We start from the raw sequence: 17,151 nt of genomic DNA, 5'->3' as shown, positions 1-17,151 counted from the left end.
GTTATCAGCAGAAGTAACCCTGATAACTGGTAACTGTTCACTGATAACTTTGAACGGGGATAGTCAAACTACCCCCGTTTTTTTATTGACCCTATCTCAATGGGGTATATATATCTTCAGAGTCGGCATTGAGATAAGGACATTGCAATTCAATATTTAATGCAGAGAACTGTTGCAAAATAGATGTCATCTTACCTGATGGTGTATTAATACCTTGCAGCCAAGCTGATAGCAAACCATTAGCCACAATTTGACAACGATGTGTACCAAAACTCTCATTTTCAGCAAATCTATGCTTTGGTTCTTCGGCGATCGCTAACCCTGGTGCTATAGGCTTAGTAAATAGGGGAACTTGCTCCCGAAAATGGGCTTGATGCTCTGTATAAAGCGTCTCTAAGATGGGGTGAACGCATTCATAATCATTTTTGTTAAAATACAGCACTGCTGAGTCGTAACGCTCATAATCGGCAGGATTATATAAGGCTTTAAAGGTAAATTCTAGAGATATAGCATTGAGTTGCGTAGTCAAACTATCCATAACTGCAACTGCACCATCTGGAGTTACATTAAAGTAGACACGCACCAGAGTTTGATCCTGTGTTTGATCATGTCGCAATATACCTGCATCAGCAACTGCCATATAAAACCCACTTTGCACCAGGTTTTTAGGTAATTTGATAGAAATGAAGTTTTCTAAGTTAGCAGGTGCTTGCAGTCCATCTTGTTCAACATACAATGTTAAACCATCTTTATAAACTGCTATAGCACCGTCTATTTCTTCTCTGACTACCTGCCAACCATAACTCCAGTAGCCTTGACCTCTATTATTTTCATGCAGGCGATCGTAAAAAGCTAGGTCTACACCTAAAAAGGTGTTGTTCTCTAGATTTTGGTTGACGGCTAAATTAGATATCTCTGCATCCGATGCCAAAACACTTTTCAAAGAGCCATTGTAGTAGATGCCGTAGAGAAAACTACGCAACTGCTGACTCAAATACTTATTCTGTAAATCTGAAGATAATTTTTGAAAGCGGGAGACTGAAGACTCAGGTAATTCTAGGGGTTTGTAGTTGGGATGCTTAATACAATACTGGGATTGGATCTCAACATTATGAATAATGTCTTGCAATGATAGTTGCAGTGACTCTGAAATATCTGACAATTGGACAGAATCTAATAGTTGCATAGATATTGACCTGTGAATTAGAAGATGAATAAGTTTGTAGTAAGCACTTTAGTGCTGGAAGATTTAAGGACTAAAGTCCTGACTACAAACACTGATTAGGCGTAATTAATTAATGCGTAGGTATTACGAATTAACCAATAAACTGTCAGGATAGAAGTCTGTTGCTTCCACACCAAAAATTGTGGGAATAGATGCTTCTGGACGACACAATAAACTCTTGGCGACTTGTAGCATACAAATACCCACATTCCCAAAGGTTTTTTCGTACTGGAGTCGAGCCTGAATAGCGGTAATTAACGCTAAACCACAAAATTGCATCACCCGTTGTAAGAAATCGGGACGATGTTCTAAGATTTCTGGGAAATGAGTTAAGTAAGCAGTTACCAACTCTCTCAATGAAGGTTGGAGGACATACAAGGGGGTAGCTGCTAGACGTAAAGACTCATCAATGGTAATCGATTTACCTGTCACCATGCTGTATAACCACATTTGCAGATAGCTGGCGATGACTGTTCCCAAATCATTAGCGGGATCTCCCCAGTTACCACGTTCCCAGTCAATCAAGCGGATAATTTCCTCATCAGGTGCTGCTTCCCAATCCAGGGAAACTAAGATATTGTTTAACTTGAGGTCATTATGGGTGAGACAACAAGGGGTTAAGGAATCGATTAATTCTGCGATCGCCTGACCTAAGCTATCGTAACGTTGATATAAGGCAAAAAATTTGATGCCATCAGCAGGAACTTTACCAAAGATTTCTGGCGTAAGTCTGTCTAAACCACGACTGAGATTAGACTTTCTTTCTTGAATAGGACTATCGATAGTATGTTGAAAAAACTCTCGATACTTTTCATTGTTAATTGAGACGCGATGAATTGATGCTAAAGTCTTCCCAACGGCCTTTGCAATGTTAATGGGAAATAAATTCAAATTCTCTTTAGCGTAAAAATCCATTAAATCTCGATATGTATCAAGATAATTGAAAATAAGAATAGAATTTTCCCAATTGAAATGTACTGCTTCTGATAAATTAGTACGGATGTAGTTAAGTTCTGGGAAATGACGTAAAAAATCATGAATCCGCCATTCCAGAAAAAATTCGCCAGCCGTTTTTCCTTCTGGGTTATGACGTTCTTGCTTAACTAGCAGTTTCCTCCCTTCTGGAAAGGTAACTAGTAGATTAAAATTTTTGGCTGGTTTTAGTGCAATTTTGCTGAATGATTGCTCATCAAGAGTACATAAGTTCAAAGAATTTAGGTACTCAAATATGTTTTGAGAATTGAGGATAAATGGTGGCATAGTCTTAGATGAGTGACAACATTAATAACTATTTTTTTAGCCCAACAATAATATTGAATCTGTATTGGATAACTTTAAAAAATATTAGAGGATGTTTGATAAGTATTACTATTTTATATATTGGTTACTCCGTACCATGAACAATATATGATTTTACCAAGTCTACAATGCTATGAATTGCCAATATTACTACTACAAACTCAAGAATTGTTTCTGTAAATCGCGATATGTTGTTTAGACCATATTCATCACCACCATATATTAAGTTATATTCTCCGTCATCTAGTTCAGTTAGAACATTTTGTGACTCATTAGAATCCAATTCATAAATAATTATTTTTGCCATTTTTTGTATTCACAAAAAACCTATTACTTAATGAGAGCTTAATTAGAAAATAATATTTAGAATTATAGTCACTAAATAACCTAACTAGTACAGCACCGCGTAAATGAACATCCCATTACAAATAGCGCAAAATCGCGTAATACAATTCTTTTGAGTTTTGACTTTCGTGTAGCGGTACTAGCTGTTCAAATTTATATGGAATAAGATGCAGGCGATTAAACTTTACATCGCTTAATCGCTCATGCCACAATTGCAATAGAGCTATTTAGCTCAGTTTTCACTTAACAAATAGCTGGAAATTACCAATAACCACCACTAGCAGAACTGAAAGACCTAGCCATGTGTCCAATAGCGTCAATACCATAAGTGATTACGCCAAATTCAAATCCTTTTACAGCTAAATCTAAAACACCATTTGTTCCTTGAGAATAGTTACCACCACCATGAATAGAATCATCAAGATTGTTCAATTCATTGAGGAAGCTTTCAGAATCTTGGAATAATTCTGCACCACTAGCACGTAATTCGTTAACAGCAATAAACGCCATGATGAACTCCTAAAATAATATTTGTGTTTCAGAGAAAGTGCAGGCGATTAAGCAATTTCAAAATATTACGCTTAATCACTGATACCACAATTGCAATAGAGCTAAATAGCTCAGTGTTCACTTAATAAATAGCTGGAAATTAGTAGTAATAACCACCAGCGTCGCTGAAGGACTTAGCCATGTGTCCAATAGCGTCAATACCATAGGTGATTACGCCAAATTCAAATCCTTTTGCCGCTAAATCTAAAACACCATTTGTGCCTTTGGAATAGTTACCACCATGAACAGAATCATCAAGATTGTTCAATTCATTGAGGAAGCTTTCAGAATCTTGAAATAATTCTGCACCACTAGCACGTAATTCGTTAACAGCAATAAATGCCATGATGAACTCCTAAAATAATATTTGTGTTTCAGAGAAAGTGCAGGCGATTAAGCAATTTCAAAATATTAAGCCTAATCGCTCATGCCACAATTGCAATAGAGCTATTTAGCTCAGTTTTCACTCACTTAATAAATAGCTGGAAACTACCAATAACCACCACTAGCAGAACTAAAGGACTTAGCCATGTGTCCAATAGCGTCAATACCATAGGTAATTACGCCAAATTCAAATCCTTTTACAGCTAAATCTAAAACACCATTTGTGCCTTTAGAATAGTTACCACCATGAACAGAATCATCAAGATTGTTCAATTCGTTGAGGAAGCTTTCAGAATCTTGGAATAATTCTGCACCAGTAGCACGCAATTCGTTAACAGCAATAAACGCCATGATGAACTCCTAAAATAATGTTTGTGTTTCAGAGAAAGTGCAGGCGATTAAGCAATTTCAAAATATTACGCTTAATCGCTCATGCCACAATTGCAACAGAGCTATTTATCTCAGTTTTCATTAATAACCAAGAGCAGAACTAAAGGACTTAGCCATGTGTCCGATAGCGTCAATACCATAGGTAACTACGCCAAATTCAAATCCTTTTGCCGCTAAATCTAAAACACCATTTGTGCCTTTAGAATAGTTACCACCATGAACAGAATCATCAAGATTGTTCAATTCGTTGAGGAAGCTTTCAGAATCTTGGAATAATTCTGCACCAGTAGCACGCAATTCGTTAACAGCAATAAACGCCATGATGAACTCCTAAAAATTTCGTAGGTTATTAGAAAATGCAAGTCGATTAGGCTTTGTTTTGCTTAACCGTTGATTCAATTTTTATTTACTTTTCTGCTGAAAATCAAGTTAAAAACCTAGGTTACAAAGACATAAATTAGTTGAATATGTCTATTTTTAGGTTGATATTTAGTATATTTAATATTGATGTATAGGCATAAAATTTTTGCCTTGGTAATACAGATATTGTGAGCATAATTAGCTATTATTAACTGCGTACACAAGAACATATAAAAAAAATCTCCGTATAAAACAATGGCGAAGGTATTGTTGAAGAATCCGACGCTCTCAGCTTTTAGAAAGAACTGAGGAGGTTTATAATCGTCTCAAAATACATGATGATAGCCATGAAAAATCGTGTGTTTAATCTTGATTTGAATTAAAACACACGATAATCATGAGTATTAAGTTGTCATTAGCCAACAATTATTGTGAGATACCAAGCTGTTTTCGCAAGTCTTGAATTTGTAACTCTAAATCATCCATCCATCGGTTAAGAGTTGCGTTTGTATCAGGTATCGAGTCTACGGTTGGCACTTCTGGAGTGGGACTTGCTGGAGTTCTTCTTCTACCAGCATATCTTCTCTCCATCCCAGCATATACATTCTTCATTTCCCAAGCAGTGAGTTCATTAATTAGTTTGCCTTCATCATCGGGAGAAAGGTCAGATATTGTTATTTTTACCATTTGCTTGCCTCCTTAAATACAGTCTTACCAATTAGCACAGTACAGGGACATTAAAAAATTAGAATCGCCCCCTTATATTTTGATTTTCTCTTCAAGAAAGTCAATCTTTTATTGCTAGGTTTTCAGACACAATTCCAGAATTTTTGTCTATAAAAGCAGATTTTTTACAATAATGAAATTTATTTGTCTTGCTCAAGATAAGAACCCCGCTTATTTGGATAAGCCGGGGTTCTCATTCACCTAGTAGTTCAGTTCGTAGTAAGCGACTTAGTGCTTAGAAGAATCAGGACTAAAGTCCTTACTACAAACTTGCTTACGCTTAATTCTGAGCTTGTGGTTGTAAAGCAGGAATGGTTACATCTATTGGTGTTACCTGGGCTGCTAGTTGTGTTAATGGTGGTTGAATAGCAGTTTGATTACCCACTACTAGAGTTACTAAATTTTCTGGTTTGAGGTATTGCTTCGCTACCCGTTGCACATCGGCGGCTGTGGTTGCAGATACGGCTTTTTGATAGCGGAACAGAAAATCAGCCGGATAACCGTAATATTCGTAGCGCATTAACCGAGATAGGGTTTGAGCAGGGTCTTGGAAGTTGAATACAAAAGAATTTAAGGTAGACTCTTTAGCGCGACCTAGTTCTTCTGCTGTTATTGGTTGAGCTTGGATACGCTTGATTTCCCCTTTCAAAGCTTTGATAAACTGTACAGTCGCATCAGAGCGAGTTTGTCCTCCAGCAATGAACATTCCAGGGTAGTCAAAGCGGGGACTCCATAGGCCGTATACAGAGTATGCTAAACCTTGACGCGATCGCACTTCATTAAATAACCTACCGCCAAAACCATTCAATACCCCATTCATCACATCCAAGGGTGCATAATCAGGACTATCAAATCTACCTCCCAAATGCCCAACTAAAACATTACTTTGGGTTAACTGCGGCTGATTGACAAAGAATACTCCGCCTGTGTTAGCTGGTGATACCTCTGGTAAGGGCAATTTGACCATTTTGGGGTTACGTTGCCAATCACCCAGTTTAGCTTGAATGAGCGATCGCATTTTTTGGCTGTCAAAATCCCCCACTATTCCCAAAATCATATTATTGGGGTGGAAATAATCCCGATGAAACTGCACCAAATCCTCACGGGTAATCCTATCTATAGTTGCATACTCTGTAATTCGGGCATAGGGGCTTTCCTTCCCATAGATTAATTTGCGAAATTCCCGGCTGGCGATATTGCTAGGATCATCATTACGCCGAGCAATACCCCCCTTGGCTTGTGTTTTGGCTAAATCTAACTTTTCTTGAGCAAATACCGGCTCTCTTAGCACCTCAGCAAACAGCCCAAATACCGTTTCTACATCGTCACTGAGTGTTTCAAAACTGGCACTACCCGACGCTTCATTAATACTAGTTTCTACAGCCGCCGCCCGTTGTTCCAATATTTCATTTAACTCATCGGGGGAATGCTTTTTAGTTCCACCAGTCCGCATCACAGTACCCGTAAAACCAGCCAGTCCGACTTTATCCCCTCCTTCCCAACGGCTACCAGTCTGTACCAACGCCGTACCACTGACTAAAGGTAGTTCCTTATCCTCCATGAGATATACAACTAAGCCATTTCGCAGCACAAACCGCTCATACTTGGGTAACTTAATCTCAGGTATCGGTGCAAACTGCAACTCTGTGTAGTGCTTGGCTGCTGCTGTCGCCACTGGAGAAAAGTTAAAAGTTACCAGTAAAAAAGCACAAGCAACTATCAAAATATAAATCAGTCGCCTACCATTCTGAATTTTCCAGGACATACGCCTTTGAAGCCTTACCTTATACCTGTGCATAACTCGCTACTTATTGTGATTTTGAATTTTGAATTGTCTAAGCTTGCTTTGATAACAGCTTGCCAATTGTGCGATTTTCTGGGGTGAATGTATCCTTAGCTACTCGCTGAATATCAGCAGGAGTCACCGCCACAATGTCCTCTAACTGCTTAAACAGATTCCGCCAAGAGCCGGTTTTGATTTCATATTCTAAAAGTTGCTGTGCCATGCCCATGTTAGAGTCTAGGCTACGCAGTAACCCTGCTCGTGCTTGAGTTTTCACCCGTTCCAATTCTGAAGCTGCTACAGGTTGGGTTTGCAATTTGTCAATTTCTTGGCGTAAAGCCGTTGCCACTTCATCAACGGTGTGACCCGGAGCTGTGAGAGCATAGAACAGCATCAGGTTGGGGTACTTATCACCAGGGAAGCCACTAAAACCTTGAGCATTTAAGGCTACGCGTTTTTGTTCTACCAAAGACTTATATAACCGTGATGTGCGCCCATTACTTAATAAACTAGCAATGAGTTCATAAACTGCGTTATCTGGATGGGTAACAGATGGACGGTGATAGCCTTCTAAATACCAAGGTTGGGAAGGTAACTCTAGAGTAATTTCCCGTGTTTGGGTTTGCTTTGGCTCTACAGGAATAGTTGATTGGGCTTTGGGTTTAGACTTATAGCGTCCAAAATAAGTCTGTGCTAGTTTTTTGACCTCGGCTGGGTTAACATCTCCCACAACTGCAATTGTGATATTGCTGGGTACATAGTGAGTATCAAAAAAACTCTGCACATCTTTTGGTGTGAGGTTACGAATATCTTCGTCATAACCAATCACTGGTCGTCTGTAAGGATGGACTTTGAAAGCTGTATCAATGAACTTTTCCACCATCATGCCGATAGGTGAATTGTCCACCCGCATCCGCCGCTCTTCTAAAATTACATCTTTTTCTTTATAAAACTCCCGCCGAATCACAGGGTCAAGAAATCGATCTGATTCCAGTGACATCCACAGTTCTAACTTATTAGAGGGAAAGCTGTAAAAATAGCGCGTCGCTTCCGCAGAAGTAGTAGCATTTAAACCTACACCACCTGCTTGCTCGACTATTTGTCCTAATTCGTTTTGCTTGACTAATTTAGAGGCTTGTGCTTCTACTTGCTGAAAATCTGTTTGCAACCTAGCTAATTCATCTTGTTTCCCATTGGTTTTGGCGGCTCTAATTTGACTATCCAACTGCTCTAAACGCTCTAATAGAGGTTTTTCAGCTTGGTAGTCTTGTGTTCCAATGCGGGTAGTGCCTTTAAATGCCAAATGCTCTAGAAAGTGGGCTACACCAGTTTTCCCGTCTGGCTCATCCACACCTCCTACATCTGCGTAGGTGAGAAAGGAAACAACTGGTGCTTGATGGCGTTCTAAAACAATGAACTTCATGCCATTATTCAAGCGAAACTCTGTTAGCTGCTTGATTACCCGATCTAAATAGGGTTGAATCGAACTTTTAGCAGTAGGCCTTTTGCTCCGTTGCAGCGTAGTTTCAGGAGGCGGTACGGTTTGGGTTTGTGCTAAAGCTGTCTGTGGTACTAGCCCCCACCAAGCAACTATCAGTACCAGTAACGTTGTTAAAAGTCGGCGGGTTAAATCCCTGCTGAAAAAAGAGGGAATGTATGATTGACCTTTCGTAGCTGGGACTTGTGAGCAACTGAAATGATTCATAAGCGACGAGTAAAATAAATTTTCACTACCTAGGTGACAGGTAAATTAGCAATAGGAGCGTTAATCTTGTATTAAGCTTTCTGTGCTTTTTGTACCTGACGTTAGACAATAATGCTACAAACCATGTTCCGGAGATTTTACATTAACTATTATGCGAGTTTTTAATTCTCCCCCACCCTCAGAAGCACAAACACGCTCCCGAATTTTACAGGCAGCACTCAAATTATTTGCTGCTCAGGGATTTGATGGTACTACTACCCGCGACTTAGCACAAGCAGCAGGTGTGGCTGAAGGAACTTTATTTCGGCATTTTTCTAATAAAAAAGCGATTTTAGTAGAAGTTGCAACTGCGGGCTGGGTAGAGATTCTCACGGATTTACTCACAGAATTAAGTGAAATGGGCAGTTATAAAGCTGTAGCACAGGTGATGCGCCGCCGGATGTGGAATTTACAAAAAAATGCCGATTTGATGCGCGTTTGCTTTATGGAAGTACAGTTTCATCCAGATTTACGCGATCGCATTCAAATAGAAGTGATCAATAAAATGACCGATGTGGCTGAAGCCTTCTTCCAAACTGCTATGGATAAAGGTATTTATCGCCAAATGGATGCCAATCTAGTAGCGAAAGTTTTCTTAGGAATGTTTGCGATCGCCGGTTTTTCCAATAATACCCTCATGCAACCCGATGCTTCCCCCCAACAAATGCAACAAATGGCAGAAGGTTTGGCGGATATCTTCCTCAATGGCGTATTGGTAAAGGATTAAGTTGCACCAAAAAAAATCCTATATGCCATGAAAAGCCCGATACATGATGAAATATTGTGTTTTGTAGCTCAACATAAACCATACACTGATAAAAAATCTTATGTGAGGCTGTTTTATGTCTGAAATTAATTATCAACAGCCAATTAGTACGGTAGCCACCCTGATGGAGATGTACATCGCGGGTGAGCGGGATTTTAGCCGAGCCGAACTAGGTAATGCCAATTTACAAGGCGTTGACTTGAAAGGATCTGACCTGAGTTACGCTGATTTGAATGCAGCGAATCTCAAAGGCGCGAATCTCAGAGGTACTGATTTGAGCTTTGCTGATTTAAGTCAAGCTGATTTACAAGATGCCGATCTTAGAGGTGCAATGTTGATGTCAGCCAATCTCCGCCAAGCCAACCTCCAAGGCGCGAAGTTAGAAAAGGCTGATTGCGATCGCACCACTCATTTTCCCCCAAATTTTGATCTAGGGAAAGCTGGTGTGCAAATTAAAGATTAATTCATCTGTGAGGTTTGGCAATAGGTAATAGTTTTTTCTGTTACCTATTACTTGTTACCGGGTTTTCTTGGTATTATTGCAGGCTCAAATCAATCTATCTGTAAGATTTGGGTAAAAGCATTTCACGTTGGCAACGTTAAAAAATATGGGTAAAAGTAAGCGTATCGGCATTCTTACTAGTGGAGGAGATTGCTCTGGTTTGAATGCGGTGATTAGGGCTGTAGTCCATTGTGCTGGCGGTAAAGGCTGGGAAGTCTTAGGAATTAGGCAAGCAACCCTAGGATTAATGGCACGTCCGCCGCAATTTACAAAACTAGAAATCGAGCAAGTTGACCCGCTTTTAACTTCTGGTGGGACAATGTTAGGCACTACCAACAAAGGAGATCCCTTTGCTTTTCCGATGGCTGATGGTAGTTTATGCGATCGCTCCGAGGAAATTATTGCCGGCTATCATCAACTAGATTTAGATGCTTTGATTGGGATTGGTGGCGATGGTAGTTTAGCTATTCTCCGTCGTTTAGCACAACAAGGCGGGATTAACTTAGTTGGTATTCCCAAAACCATCGATAATGATATTGGCATTACCGAACACGCGATCGGATTTGATACAGCCGTGAATATTGCTACAGAAGCACTTGATCGGTTACACTTCACCGCCGCTTCCCACAGTCGAGTCATGATTTTAGAAGTGATGGGGCGTGATGCGGGACACATTGCCATTGCTGCGGGAATTGCTGGGGGAGCAGATGTGATTTTAATTCCCGAAATTCTCTACAATATGGAGCATATCTGCGCCAAAATTAAACAACGCCAAGAAGCAGGTAAATACTATTGTTTAGTAATTGTATCCGAAGCAGTGCGTACCCAAGAGGGAGAAACTCTCACCATGACTAATCGGTTGGGACAATCTCGATATGGTGGGATTGGGGAATACTTAGCCGATCAAATTAGCGATCGCATCGGTGCAGAAACACGAGTCACCGTTTTAGGACACATCCAACGGGGTGGAACAGCTTCACCACTAGATAGATTAGTAGCCGCAGCCTTTGGAGTCGCAGCAGTCAATCTCATTGATGAAGGTAAATATGATTACATGGTGACTTGGCAAAATCGCCAGGTGCTAAATGTACCCATTGCGGAAGCGATCGCACAATATAGAGCAGTCAACCCAGAGGATACCTTAGTGCAAACTGCGCGTGGTTTAGGTATTTATTTAGGAGATTGATATTCAATACGCATCTGCTTGACTTCAGTTTCCTGAGATTCTAAAAACAGCATATCCGCTATTTTTTGTAATCCCAAACTTTCCAACTGTGCGAGTTCAGAGTTAGACAATGGCCAGGGTGGCCCAGATGGTTCGGCTTCTGTTTCCCGCACACGAGCAATTAACAACAAAGTCCCACCAGGAGCAACCACAGAAACCACAGAAGAGATAACCGCAGCACGTACACTTAATGGTAAAGCTTGGATATTCCGACATTCAAAAATAAAATCAAAAGCTCGATACCATTGTGAAGGAATCGCCAACAAATCAGCAACTTCATATTTGACTTTTGAATTAGGAAATCGCTGCTGACACCAAGCGATCGCAGTAGGAGAAATATCAAAAGCGGTAACATCAAATCCCAGTTTAGCTAAAGCTTCCGCGTCATCCCCCAAACCACAACCAATTACTAGAGCCTTTTTCCCCAGGGTAAATAACTCATGATTATCTAACCAATCTTGGAGATAGGAGTGAGGTGTTAACCTTGCCCAGGGAATTTGTTCAGCATCACCATTAGCTGAAGCATATAAAACTTCAAACCATGCTGATGGTGCTGATTTATTAATCGCTTCTGCTGCTAAATTTTGAACCTTCTGGCGTAAATTTTCAGGTTGTTGTTCAAACATAAAACCGATTTTTATCTTATATTTTAATATTATCTAAAAAAATCAGTGACATCCCATAATCCATAAAATCCGTGATTAAATTTTCACCTCACCAATCGCTTAAACACCATACTCTTACTCCCAAAATTAATCAACAAACCAACCTCCAACTTATACACCTTCAGATAATTTAAAGCCTGAGCCAAATGCACATCTTCAAGCTGAATAACAGCCTTCAACTCAACCAAAACCTTTCCCTCAACCACAAAATCAGCCCTACGAGTTCCAATAGGTTTTTCCAAATCCTTATAAAAAATATGTTGCTCAATTTCACGTGCAAACTCCAGCCCCACTTGACTCATCTCATAAGCCAAAGCCCTTTGATAAATAACCTCTTGAAACCCATTACCCAAAAACTTATGGTATCGGCTCAATAAGTAGGGGTAGTAGAAAAAATAAAGTCAGCGAGGGACAAGCAATATCATAAAATATGACACATGACGCAAAAGCTAGATTCGAGTAAAAAATTGGGAGAAGAGATACTGCAAACCATCGAGCCAAAAGGAATTGCAGATGAATCAATGCGTCGGACAGTAGAAATATTACTGAACCTAATAGAGCAATTGCAAGCAGAAGTCAAAGAATTACGAGATGAAAATCAACAGTTAAAAGATGAAAACAACCGCCTGAAAGGAGAAAAAGGTCAACCAGACATCAAAAGCAGCAAGAAAGGATTTGCCAACAATCACTCATCAGAAAAAGAACGACAGACTCTAAAAAAGCACAACAAAGGCAGTAAGAAAGCGACAGTTAAAATAAATAGAGAACAAATATTGGAATATCCCCAGGACAAACTGCCAGCAGACGCAGAGTTTAAAGGCTATCAAGAAGTAATCATCCAAGACATCACCTTGGGAACGGACAACGTATTATTCCGTAAAGAGAAATACTACTCACCTTCAGTGGGAAAAACCTATTTAGCAGAACTGCCTTGCGGTTACGAAGGAGAATTCGGTCCGGGAATAAAAGCTTTGGTGATGAGCCTATACTATGGGGGCAACATGACCCAAGGCAAATTATTAGAGTTTTTAGAAGATATTGGGATATCCATATCAGCCGGATATTTATCGAACCTACTGATTAAAAACCACACTGATTTTGAAAGCGAGAAAGATGAAGTATATGCGTCGGGACTAGAGAGCAGTCCTTGGCAAAACTTCGACCAAACTGGTGCGCGGGTGGGTGGGGTGAACTATACCACTAATGTAGTCTGCAACCCTTTCTATACAATCTACCTGACCACTGCCAAAAAAGACAGATTGAGTGTAGTAAAAGTATTGCAAAATGCCACAGAACTGGAGTTGATTCTCAATCAACTTACAGACAATTTAGTGGAGACTTTCCAAATCCCGACTAAATGGAAAAATGCTCTTAAACTATTACCTCAAGAAACTGTGTTGAGTGAAGCAGAGTTTAATACTCTACTTGATACATATCTACCCAAACTAGGTTCTCAACACCGGACTCGGATTATAGAAGCAGCAGCGATTGCTTTTTATCATCAACAAACTGATTGGCCAGTGGTGCAAACTCTCGTTTGTGATGATGCTCCTCAGTTCAAATTACTGACTGATAATATCGCTTTGTGTTGGGTGCATGAAGGACGACATTACAAAAAGTTGACCCCTTATGTTGCTTGTCACCAAAAAGCTCTTGATAAATTCCTGGATGATTTCTGGGATTACTACCGAGACTTGCTGGCTTACAAAGATGCACCCAGTCAACAGATGGCAGAAAAACTCCGGTCTGAGTTTTGGAAACTTTTCGATACTCAAACCGGTTATCAACAGTTGGATGAGCGAAAACAATTAACGCTGCTGAAAATTTCGGAGTTGCTTTTAGTCTTAGAGCATCCTGAATTACCTTTGCATAATAATCCGGCGGAGTTAGCTGCTAGGACAATGGTGCAACGGCGTAATATTAGTTATGCCACTCAAACTCTAGAAGGTACTCAGGCTTGGGATACTTTTATGTCTCTTGTTGCTACTACTCGTAAGTTGGGAATTAGCTTTTTTGAGTATATCCGTGACCGGATTTCTCAGGTTGGGAATATTCCTTCTTTAGCAACTATTATTCAGGAAAAATCTGCTCTCAATCCTTTTGGTTTTTCATTGATGACTGAAGAACTCCTTACCCCGGAATATTGAGGGGATACAACTTATGTACCTCAAAACTAGCCCCGATAATTTTCTGAGTAATATCAGCATACTTCAAACCCTCCATACAACACACCCATGTAAATAGATAAATCCATCTTGAACACGGATTAAACAGATTTCAAGATTACACTGATTTTTATGTTTTAATCTGCTCCCAAAAAATCAGTGTAATCTCATCATCTGTACACCCAGGTAAATAGATAAATTCATCTTGAACACGGATTAAACGGATGTCAAGATTACACTGATGTTTATGTTTTAATCTGCTCCCAAAAAAATCAGTAAAATCTTATAATTCGTACACCCATGTAAATAGACAAATCCATCTTGAACACGGATTAAACAGATGTCAAGATTACACTGATGTTTATGTTTTAATCTGCTCCCAAAAAAATCAGTGACATCCCATAATCCGTAAAATCCGTGATTGACATTTTTCACATATGAACTACTCTAAATTCTTTAACCCCATCGCAATTTTACTGTGTTTTTCGATTTGCCCCATGACTTGTTTTGCCCTTTGAATTACTACCGCAGGTAAACCCGCCAACCTTCCGGCTTCAATCCCATAGGATTTATCTGCACCTCCTGGTTGGACTTGGTGCAGAAAGATAATTTGGTCGGGTAATTCTTTCACTGTTACTTGATAATTAGCAACATTAGGTAACATCCCCGCTAATTCATTTAATTCATGATAGTGAGTTGCAAAAATTGTCCGCCCCTGGATTTCTGTAGCTAAATATTCTGCTACAGCCCAAGCAATAGAAAGTCCATCAAAGGTAGCTGTCCCCCTTCCGATTTCATCTAACAAAATTAGGGATCTCGCTGTGGCGTGGTTGAGAATATTCGCGGTTTCATTCATTTCGACCATGAAGGTAGATTGACCTGTAGCTAGGTCATCAACTGCACCGACACGGGTGAAAATGCGATCGCACACTCCCAACTTGGCCGACTTGGCCGGGACAAAACTCCCAATCTGCGCCATTAGCTGAATTAGTCCCACCTGACGCAGATAGCAACTTTTACCACTGGCGTTTGGCCCAGTCAAAATAACTAGGTCTGGTAGAGATGTATTATTTTCTCCACTACTCCCCAATTCCGTTGAGTTGGGGACAAAAAACCCCACAGGTAAGGACTGTTCTACTACTGGATGGCGACCACCAACAATTTCTATTTCCCGTCCGGGAATCATTTCGGGACGACAATAACCTTGCTGTACCGCCAATTCAGCTAAACCACACAGCACATCGGCGGCGGCTACGGCGCGGGAAAGGTTACGAATTACTTCCGCCTCTTTGGCTATCTCTTCCCGCAGTGCAACAAAAACCTCATATTCTAACTGATTCAAATCATCTCTTGCTGTCAGAATCCGGGCTTCTCGTTCTTTGAGTTCTGGGGTAATGTACCGTTCTTCATTGGTGAGGGTTTGCTTGCGGATGTAATTATTGGGTACTTGGTCAGCTTTGGCACGGGAAATACTAATGTAGTAACCAAAGGTTTTATTAAATCCTACCTTCAGTGTGGGGACACCTGTTCTAGCTTTTTCATCTACTTCTAAATTAGCAATCCATTGCTGGTCTGCTTCTACCGTTGCTTTTCTTTCATCCAACTGAGGGTTTACCCCAGACCTAATTAAGCCCCCTTCTTTTAGGTGTATCGGTGGTGATTCAACAAGGTGGGTGTGGATATTCTGCGCCAATGTTTCTAAAATCGGCGGCACTTTCTGCAATGCTTTGAGGAAGGGAGAACGCGCATCAGCAACTAAACGGGCTAATTCTGGCAAACGCGATAGGGAATCAGCCAAAGCTGTTAAATCTCTGGCGTTAGCAGTCCCTGAACTTGTTCTGCCGGTAAGTCGTTCTAAGTCGTAAATCTGCCGTAATAATTGCCGCAAATCCTGACGCAGAGGGGTATTTTCTTTGAGTTCTTGAATAGTATCTTGTCGCGCCCGAATGCCTTTAATATCAAGTAATGGTTGCAACAACCACCGCCGCAAAGCCCTAGTACCCATTGCTGTGCTAGTTCTATCTAATGCCCAAAGTAGAGAACCGTGAAAAATGCCATCACGGACGGTTTGGGTGATTTCTAGGTTGCGGCGGGTTTGGTGGTCAACAATTAGGTAGTCGGTGATGGTGTAGGTGCGGAGTCTTTGCAGAGAAATGGGTTTTTCTTTTTGGGTATCTTCCACATATTCCAACAACCCACCAGCCGCCCTTACTGCTAAGGGGAGATGGTCGCAACCCAAACCTTCGAGCGATCGCACTTTGAATGTCTGCAATAATTTACTTCTAGCCTCACCCTGAGAAAAGGGGACTTGCGATCGCAAACTATAACAAAATGATGGTGGTAAGCAGGCTGGTAAATGGGGCGAAGTTTCACCAGGACGCAGCAAAGTACCCAAATCAGGGGCGTTTGTGGGAACTAACACCTCGGAAGGCTGCAAGCGCATGAGTTCCTGGGTGAGATGTTCTAAATCACTATCTTGGGTGGTGAGAAATTCCCCTGTAGAGATATCTGCATAAGCTAAACCCCAGTGATTCCCCGCAATTACCACAGCCGCTAAGTAATTATTGCGACTAGATTTGAGCATCCCCTCTTCTAATAATGTGCCAGGGGTGAGGATGCGTGTCACCTCCCGACGCACCAAACCCACCGCTTCAGAAGAGTCTTCCACTTGGTCGCAAATGACCACAGCATAGCCTTTTTCCACCAGTTGAGTTGTGTAGCGTTCCCAAGCGTGGTGGGGTACACCGGTCATGGCGACACGACCAACTTCACCGCCGTGTTTACTAGTAAGGACTAATTCCAGTTCTCTCGCTACTGTGACAGCATCTTGGAAAAAAGTTTCAAAAAAATCGCCTACCCGATACAGCAGCAGCGCATGAGGATGTTTATCTTTGACCTCAACGTAGTGCTGATACATTTTACTCAGCTTATTGCGGTCTACCTTTTGCGTGTCGGTATGCGGCCCAGTGGAAGGATTGGGTTCTGTCGGCTGGATATCAGAGGGAGAAACGGTCATAGGATAG

At 40.8% G+C, this 17,151-nt stretch carries 17 protein-coding genes; 4 read left to right on the top strand and 13 right to left on the bottom strand.

The features are described from left to right. Positions 1 to 91: 91 nt before the first annotated feature. From L6494_RS12405 to L6494_RS12360, 10 genes are all read right to left on the bottom strand, one after another. Positions 92 to 1,186, bottom strand: coding sequence for a T3SS effector HopA1 family protein (locus tag L6494_RS12405; RefSeq protein WP_237995289.1), 1,095 nt, complete (start codon positions 1,184 to 1,186; stop codon positions 92 to 94). A gap of 123 nt (positions 1,187 to 1,309) precedes the next feature. Then, positions 1,310 to 2,485, bottom strand: coding sequence for a phosphotransferase family protein (locus L6494_RS12400; RefSeq protein ID WP_237995287.1), 1,176 nt, complete (start codon positions 2,483 to 2,485; stop codon positions 1,310 to 1,312). A 124-nt stretch (positions 2,486 to 2,609) separates the two neighbouring features. Beyond that, positions 2,610 to 2,831 carry a hypothetical protein gene (locus tag L6494_RS12395; RefSeq protein ID WP_237995285.1) on the bottom strand — a complete coding sequence of 74 codons (222 nt, stop codon included), beginning with the start codon at positions 2,829 to 2,831 and terminating at the stop codon, positions 2,610 to 2,612. Positions 2,832 to 3,130: 299 nt separating this feature from the next. Further along, complete coding sequence (locus tag L6494_RS12390; RefSeq protein ID WP_237995282.1) at positions 3,131 to 3,379, bottom strand: hypothetical protein; 249 nt, start codon at positions 3,377 to 3,379, stop codon at positions 3,131 to 3,133. A 139-nt stretch (positions 3,380 to 3,518) separates the two neighbouring features. Next, positions 3,519 to 3,764, bottom strand: a complete 246-nt coding sequence (locus L6494_RS12385) for a hypothetical protein (RefSeq protein WP_237995280.1) — start codon at positions 3,762 to 3,764, stop codon at positions 3,519 to 3,521. A 143-nt stretch (positions 3,765 to 3,907) separates the two neighbouring features. Beyond that, a complete protein-coding gene (locus L6494_RS12380; RefSeq protein WP_237995278.1) occupies positions 3,908 to 4,153 on the bottom strand; it encodes a hypothetical protein in 246 nt (81 codons plus the stop codon). A gap of 120 nt (positions 4,154 to 4,273) precedes the next feature. Beyond that, on the bottom strand, positions 4,274 to 4,513 hold the full coding sequence (locus tag L6494_RS12375) for a hypothetical protein (RefSeq protein ID WP_237995276.1): 240 nt from the start codon (positions 4,511 to 4,513) through the stop codon (positions 4,274 to 4,276). 465 nt (positions 4,514 to 4,978) lie between these two features. After that, positions 4,979 to 5,239, bottom strand: a complete 261-nt coding sequence (locus tag L6494_RS12370) for a hypothetical protein (protein WP_237995274.1) — start codon at positions 5,237 to 5,239, stop codon at positions 4,979 to 4,981. Between the two features lie 319 nt (positions 5,240 to 5,558). Further along, on the bottom strand, positions 5,559 to 7,043 hold the full coding sequence (locus L6494_RS12365; RefSeq protein WP_237995273.1) for a M16 family metallopeptidase: 1,485 nt from the start codon (positions 7,041 to 7,043) through the stop codon (positions 5,559 to 5,561). Between the two features lie 70 nt (positions 7,044 to 7,113). Next, positions 7,114 to 8,766, bottom strand: a complete 1,653-nt coding sequence (locus tag L6494_RS12360; protein WP_237995271.1) for a M16 family metallopeptidase — start codon at positions 8,764 to 8,766, stop codon at positions 7,114 to 7,116. A 151-nt stretch (positions 8,767 to 8,917) separates the two neighbouring features. Here L6494_RS12360 and L6494_RS12355 point away from each other — a divergent pair, with 151 nt between their 5' ends. The 3 genes from L6494_RS12355 to L6494_RS12345 all read left to right on the top strand — a co-directional run bounded on the left by L6494_RS12355 (position 8,918) and on the right by L6494_RS12345 (position 11,259). After that, positions 8,918 to 9,532: a TetR/AcrR family transcriptional regulator gene (locus tag L6494_RS12355; RefSeq protein WP_237995269.1), complete on the top strand. Its 615-nt coding sequence runs from the start codon at positions 8,918 to 8,920 to the stop codon at positions 9,530 to 9,532. A gap of 115 nt (positions 9,533 to 9,647) precedes the next feature. Then, positions 9,648 to 10,034 (top strand): pentapeptide repeat-containing protein, encoded by a 387-nt coding sequence (locus L6494_RS12350; protein WP_237995267.1) that lies wholly within the window; start codon positions 9,648 to 9,650, stop codon positions 10,032 to 10,034. 145 nt (positions 10,035 to 10,179) lie between these two features. Then, positions 10,180 to 11,259: an ATP-dependent 6-phosphofructokinase gene (locus L6494_RS12345; protein ID WP_237995265.1), complete on the top strand. Its 1,080-nt coding sequence runs from the start codon at positions 10,180 to 10,182 to the stop codon at positions 11,257 to 11,259. On the opposite strand, the gene L6494_RS12340 is transcribed toward L6494_RS12345, so the two are convergent. Further along, complete coding sequence (locus L6494_RS12340; RefSeq protein ID WP_237995263.1) at positions 11,244 to 11,924, bottom strand: class I SAM-dependent methyltransferase; 681 nt, start codon at positions 11,922 to 11,924, stop codon at positions 11,244 to 11,246. The genes L6494_RS12345 and L6494_RS12340 overlap by 16 nt on opposite strands. Positions 11,925 to 12,007: 83 nt before the next feature. Beyond that, positions 12,008 to 12,316: a GxxExxY protein gene (locus tag L6494_RS12335; RefSeq protein ID WP_442946996.1), complete on the bottom strand. Its 309-nt coding sequence runs from the start codon at positions 12,314 to 12,316 to the stop codon at positions 12,008 to 12,010. A gap of 84 nt (positions 12,317 to 12,400) precedes the next feature. Here L6494_RS12335 and L6494_RS12330 point away from each other — a divergent pair, with 84 nt between their 5' ends. Beyond that, positions 12,401 to 14,110 (top strand): IS66 family transposase, encoded by a 1,710-nt coding sequence (locus tag L6494_RS12330; protein WP_237988702.1) that lies wholly within the window; start codon positions 12,401 to 12,403, stop codon positions 14,108 to 14,110. A gap of 460 nt (positions 14,111 to 14,570) precedes the next feature. Here the strand turns inward: L6494_RS12330 and mutS are convergent, their stop codons facing one another. Continuing rightward, positions 14,571 to 17,144, bottom strand: coding sequence for a DNA mismatch repair protein MutS (gene mutS / locus L6494_RS12325; RefSeq protein ID WP_237995258.1), 2,574 nt, complete (start codon positions 17,142 to 17,144; stop codon positions 14,571 to 14,573). Positions 17,145 to 17,151 lie beyond the last annotated feature (7 nt).

This window comes from Nostoc sp. UHCC 0870 (assembly GCF_022063185.1).
In the GTDB taxonomy this organism is placed as follows: Bacteria; Cyanobacteriota; Cyanobacteriia; order Cyanobacteriales; family Nostocaceae; genus Trichormus.
The sequence above is the reverse complement of the archived record's forward strand: the minus strand, read 5'-3'. Positions and strand labels throughout refer to the sequence as shown.